The sequence below is a fragment of the Phenylobacterium sp. T106 genome, assembly GCF_057219735.1.
In genome coordinates this window covers 1-5226 of the sequence record NZ_JBXVWA010000020.1, presented here as the reverse complement: position 1 = coordinate 5226, position 5226 = coordinate 1, and the positions used below count along the sequence as shown (strand labels likewise).

At 71.8% G+C, this 5226-nt stretch carries 4 protein-coding genes; all 4 read right to left on the bottom strand.

Going from position 1 to position 5226, the window contains the following annotated elements; genetic code table 11:
* Positions 1 to 426: 426 nt before the first annotated feature.
* The 4 genes from AC2D8W_RS22685 to AC2D8W_RS22670 all read right to left on the bottom strand — a co-directional run bounded on the left by AC2D8W_RS22685 (position 427) and on the right by AC2D8W_RS22670 (position 4644).
* Positions 427 to 1245 carry a response regulator transcription factor gene (locus AC2D8W_RS22685; protein ID WP_484673428.1) on the bottom strand — a complete coding sequence of 273 codons (819 nt, stop codon included), beginning with the start codon at positions 1243 to 1245 and terminating at the stop codon, positions 427 to 429.
* Positions 1246 to 1584: 339 nt separating this feature from the next.
* Positions 1585 to 2871, bottom strand: a complete 1287-nt coding sequence (locus AC2D8W_RS22680) for an adenylosuccinate synthase (protein ID WP_293481363.1) — start codon at positions 2869 to 2871, stop codon at positions 1585 to 1587.
* Positions 2872 to 3070: 199 nt separating this feature from the next.
* A complete protein-coding gene (locus tag AC2D8W_RS22675) occupies positions 3071 to 3655 on the bottom strand; it encodes a GNAT family N-acetyltransferase (RefSeq protein ID WP_484673427.1) in 585 nt (194 codons plus the stop codon).
* A 227-nt stretch (positions 3656 to 3882) separates the two neighbouring features.
* Positions 3883 to 4644, bottom strand: a complete 762-nt coding sequence (locus tag AC2D8W_RS22670) for a TSUP family transporter (protein WP_484673426.1) — start codon at positions 4642 to 4644, stop codon at positions 3883 to 3885.
* Positions 4645 to 5226: the final 582 nt, after the last annotated feature.

The following is a 5226-nucleotide window of genomic DNA, read 5'->3' as shown; positions in this document are numbered from 1 at the left end:
TGAAGGTCAGCTTTGCGCGCCGGTGTCGTCGGCCGCTTTCGACCCGTAAGGGACCTTGCCTCCCCCGTCGCGGCAGCGACGGCGGGAGGGGGACCGCTCGCCGAGGCGCAGCCGAAGAGCGAGTGGTGGAGGGGGCGAGCCGCCGGCAGGGGCGAGCGTTCAGGCTGTATCCCGCCCAGCGGGCGCCGCTCGCCCCCTCCACCCCCCGCTCTCCAGCCGGCTCGCGCCGGCTTCGGCGGGCGGTCCCCCTCCCGCCGCTTCGCGGGGGAGGTAAGGCGCCGCCATCGGCCGTTGCTGACGGTCTGCTCCCGGCGGAGCGCCCAGAGGCCGCGTTCGACCCGTTGCGGACATCGACGCCTGCGCCCCAACCTCCGTCATCCCGGCCGGAGTTTGGATGGAGTTCGGCGTCCCGACTTGTGAGAAGCTCTAGGCGAGTTCGACGGCTTCGCGGCTGCGGGGAGAGTCGGTGCGCAGGAAGGTGAGCAGGGGCCTGGACCAGGCGTCGGCCGCCGCGCGCGTGAGCGGCGCGCCCGACTGGTTGTGCTTCATGAGGTTGCGGTAGAACTCGGACGCCGCCAGCGTGAGGCGCAGGTCGGTGGCCAGCGACTGCAGGGTCGTGGCCTGGGTCAGCATGGCGCGCATGGCCTGCTGCGGATCGCTCTCGCAGGCCGCGACGGCGGCGCGGACGATCTTCAGCGCCTGGTTGACCTTCTGCTGGTAGGGCGTCTCGGAGCCGTCGGTCTTGCGCTTCAGGGGGCCCGCGTACTCGCCCGAATTGAACCGCCGCCGGTCGGGGCCGATGTATTCCATCCCCTCCACCCAGTCCCGCTCCTTGACCGTGACCGCCTCGAGGCGGCGGAGGAGGTCCTTCATCGAATAGGGCTTGCGGAGGAACTCGTGCACGCCGGCGTCGCGCGCCGCCAGGATCATCGCCGCGGTGGCGGCCCCGGTGACGGTGATGATCGGCGCCTTGCGGCACAGCCAGTTCGAACGGCGGATCCGGCGGGCGATGGCCAGCCCGTCGACCTCGGGCGTGCCCAGCTCCAGGACGATGAGCTGCGGGTCGCAGGTCTCGGCGATGCGGAGCGCGCGCTCGGTCGTCCCGGCGACCCAGACGTGGCTCTGGGCGATGTCGCGCATCAGGTCGGTGAACAGGCGGGCGCTGGCCGGCTGCGGATCGGCGACGACGACGCGCTTCAGCCTGGGCGCGATCTTCTCGATGATGCGTTTGTCGCCGTCGAACAAGGCGCTGGCTCCCCCCGGACCTTCGGAGGAGGTCATACCTCGTATCCGTAAAGAGACGTTTGATACGCCCGGGCGCCCGTGGGGTGTCCTGCCTTAACCGCAGAGATCGCGGAGGATGCGCGGAGGGCGCGGAGGTCTCTGCGCTCTCTGCGTGCTTCTCTGCGTCCTCCGCGGTTCCAATCGAGCGTCTCCGGCGTCCGGCGACCGAAGGACTGTCCTCCCCGCGGGGGGACGCGGTGGAGGGAACTTCCCGCGGAGCCAGCGCCCCCTCCACCATGCTGCGCATGGTCCGGACCGGGGCGCGGCCAGCCCCCGCTGTGCGGGAGAGGAAGGGAGCCCTCAGTCCTGGAAGGGGTCGCGCATCAGGATGGTGTCGTCGCGCTGGGGGCTGGTGGACAGGAGCGCCACGGGGGCGCCGATCAGTTCCTCGATGCGGCGGACGTACTTCACGGCGTTGGCCGGCAGGTCCTTCCACGAGCGGGCGCCCTGGGTGGTCTCGCTCCAGCCCTCCAGCTCCTCGTAGACCGGCGTGAGCGCGGCCTGCGCCTTCAGGCCGGCGGGCAGGTAGCCGATCTCCTCGTCGCCGAGCCGGTAGCCGGTGCAGATCTTCAGCGTCGGCAGGCCGTCGAGCACGTCGAGCTTGGTGAGCGCGATGCCGGTGATGCCGTTCAGGGCCACGGACTGGCGGACCAGGGCCGCGTCGAACCAGCCGCAGCGGCGCGAGCGGCCGGTGACGGTGCCGAACTCGCGGCCCACCGTGCCCAGGTGCTGGCCCACCTCGTCAGTGAGCTCGGTGGGGAACGGCCCCTCGCCCACCCGCGTGGTGTAGGCCTTCACGATGCCCAGCACATAGCCCGGCCCCTTGGGGCCGAGGCCCGAGCCGGCGGCGGCCTGGCCGGCCACGGTGTTGGAGGACGTCACATAGGGATAGGTGCCGTGGTCGACGTCGAGCAGCGCGCCCTGGGCCCCCTCGAACAGGACCCGGCGGCCGGCCTTGACCTCGCCGTCGAGGAGCAGCCAGGCGGGCCGGGCGAAGCTGAGGATGCGCGGCGCCAGCGCCTCGAGGTCGGCCAGCAGGGCCGCGGCGTCGACGTCGGGCAGGCCCAGGCCGCGGCGAAGCGGCGCGTGGTGGGCGAGGAGGCGGTCGATCTTGGCCTCCAGGGCCGCGCGGTCGGCGAGGTCGGCGACGCGGATGGCGCGGCGGCCGACCTTGTCCTCGTAGGCGGGGCCGATGCCGCGGCCGGTGGTGCCGATCTTGTTCGTGGCGGCCGCCTCGCGCGCCTGGTCCAGGTCGCGGTGGATGGGCAGGATCAGGCAGGCGTTGTCGGCCAGGACCAGCAAATCGGGGGTGATGGCGATCCCCTGCTGGGCGATGCCGTCGATCTCCTTCAGGAGGTGCCAGGGGTCGACGACGACGCCGTTGCCGATGATCGACAGCTTGCCCTGCACCACGCCAGACGGCAGCAGCGACAGCTTGTAGACCTGGTTGCCGACCACCAGCGTGTGGCCGGCGTTGTGACCGCCCTGGAAGCGCACGACCACGTCGGCCCGGTTGGAGAGCCAGTCGACGAGCTTGCCCTTGCCCTCGTCGCCCCACTGGGCGCCGATCACGGTGACGTTGGCCATCTGGGTACGATCTCCCGACCTGCCCGGAGAACGCGCCACGGCCCTTCGACAGGTGCTCGGCCGGACGCGGAGATCGAAATGCGCGCGGGGTTTAGCGGAACGCCCGACGGCTGTCATCAGGTCAGTTGGCGGAGCGCCCTTCCCGCGGCGGTCATCGGGCCCCACGCCGTTGCGCCGGGCGACAGCCCTAGCCCCGCGCCTATGCGAACGCGGCGATGCGGGCGTCGAGGCGGTCGCGGACGGCCGGCCACTCCTCGTCGGTGACCGAGAAGAAGACGGTGTCGCGGATGCGGCCGGTCCAGGTCCTGCGGTGCTTGCGCAGGACGCCCTCCTGGACGGCGCCCAGCTTCAGGACCGCCGCGCGGCTGCGGGCGTTGATGGCGTCGACGCAGAACTGCACCCGCATCGCGCCGCTGTCGAAGGCGTGGCCGAGCAGGAGGCGCTTGGCCGAGGGGTTCGCCGCGCCGCCCCGGACCGCGGGGTCGTAGTAGGTGCCGCCGATCTCCACCGTGCCGTGGAGCCGGTCGATGGCCATCAGGGTGGTCATGCCGCGGCAGGCGCCGTCCGCGACCACCGCGTAGGGGATCGTCTGGCCGGCCTCGGCTTCCCGCATCAGGCGCGCCCACTGGGCGTCGAAGCCGTCGCCCAGCATCGTGTAGGGGTAGAGCTCGTTCCAGGTCCCGGGGTCGGCGGCGCAGGCGGCGCGCAGGCCATCCTTGTGGGCCTCGGCGAAGGGTTCGAGGCGCACGTGGGCGTTCGCGAGCACTTCAGGTCTGAGATCCATGGCGGGGCCCCCTAGCGGTCAGGAGGCCGCCATACCGGCTTGGTGGTCTGGTCCAAACGACCAATTTCCGGCCAAGCGCCAGACCACTTCCGCCGGATGCGGCGCCGTCGGAAAAAAGCGGCGCCCGCAGCCCTTGCAGCGGCGGCCGGGCGACATATGTGAGGCGTGCCCATTCCTGGGCGTTTCCTCCCTAAGAACTTGGCCGGGCCTCGCGCCCGGCCTTTTTTCTAGCCGCCGGCGGCGAACAGCTGGGCCGCCTGGATCAGGTAGGCCACGCCCACCGCGGTCACGATCCAGCGCGTCCAGCGCTTGAAGTTCACGTCGCTCATCCGGTCCAGGATCCGGCCGCCCACGGCGGTCCCCGCCATCGACAGCGGCACGGCGAGCGCGAAGACCCACCAGGGCGGCAGGCCCACGCCGGCCGCGGACCCCAGCGCCAGCGGCGAGCCGTAGACCACGATCTTGGCGAGATGGGCGAAGACCTGGGTGGCCGCCTTGGTGGCCACGATGGCGTGGCGGTTCAGCTCGGTCTTGACGAAGAAGATGTCGAGCAGCGGCCCGGCCACGCCCGCCGTCAGGTTCACGCCCGTCACCGCCAGCCCCGAGGCGAAGGCCTGCGGCGGGCGCGCCGCATCGAGGTTGATCCAGCGCTGCGGCAGCCAGGTGAGGAACGGCACCAGGCCCAGCAGCAGGAACAGGAGCGGCTTGGACGGCACGAACGAGAGCGCCAGCACGACGGCCATGGCGATCGCCGAGGCCGCCGCATACCACCCGACGATGTCCCAGCGGACGTGCCTACGATGCAGGATGGCGCGCCAGCCGTTCGCCACGAGCTGCAGCAGCCCGTGGGTCACGAAGGCCGCCTGGACGGGCAGGACGAGCGCCAGCGCGCCCATCAGCACCAGTCCGCCCGCCATGCCGAACACGCCCGAGAGCGTGGCCGTCAGGAAGGCGATGGCGACCACGAAGGCCGCGGAAAGAGGGGTCATGGAAGTCCTCCGGAGTTGCGATGGGCTCCGGAGGACGGGCACAGGCCGCCTCCAGTCGCTCATCAACTGCGCGTCGCGCGCGGGACGGAGAGGGCGCTGCAAGCCGCATCGGGCGAGCGCCGCGGGGGCCACGACCGCAGTCGGGCGAGGTATCGGTGTCTGCGTAACGCAAGGCCAGGCCGGCTTACACCGCCGCCGCGGCAAGCGCTACCTTGGCGGGCGCGGGCGCCGCCGCCCCCTCTCGCTTCGCGAGCTCCCCCAAGGGGGGAGCATCTGCGGGCCGGGGTCTCCCGTCCGGACGCCGCAGGCGCTCGATTGAACCGCGGAGGACGCGGAGAAGAGCGCAGAGGGCGCAGAGATCTCCGACCCGCCGGGGGACGCCGCGGGGCCGGGCGGATGGTCTGCGGGGTGGTCGCCCGGCTTGCCCGCAAACTGGACGCGCTTGGTCCTCCCCTGCAAGGGGAGCAACCATGTTTCAGTTGGCGGGGTGAGTGAGCCATGGCTGGCGACGTCCGAGGACGAGGTTGGCGGCTTCGATGAGCTTTCGCATGACGGCGACGGTGACGAGCTTGCGGGCCTTGC

Excerpts from the sequence above, each read along its gene's own strand:
- AC2D8W_RS22670 (WP_484673426.1), bottom strand. The coding sequence starts at position 4,644 with ATGACCCCTCTTTCCGCGGCCTTCGTGGTCGCCATCGCCTTCCTGACG.
- AC2D8W_RS22680 (WP_293481363.1), bottom strand. The coding sequence starts at position 2,871 with ATGGCCAACGTCACCGTGATCGGCGCCCAGTGGGGCGACGAGGGCAAG.
- AC2D8W_RS22675 (WP_484673427.1), bottom strand. The coding sequence starts at position 3,655 with ATGGATCTCAGACCTGAAGTGCTCGCGAACGCCCACGTGCGCCTCGAA.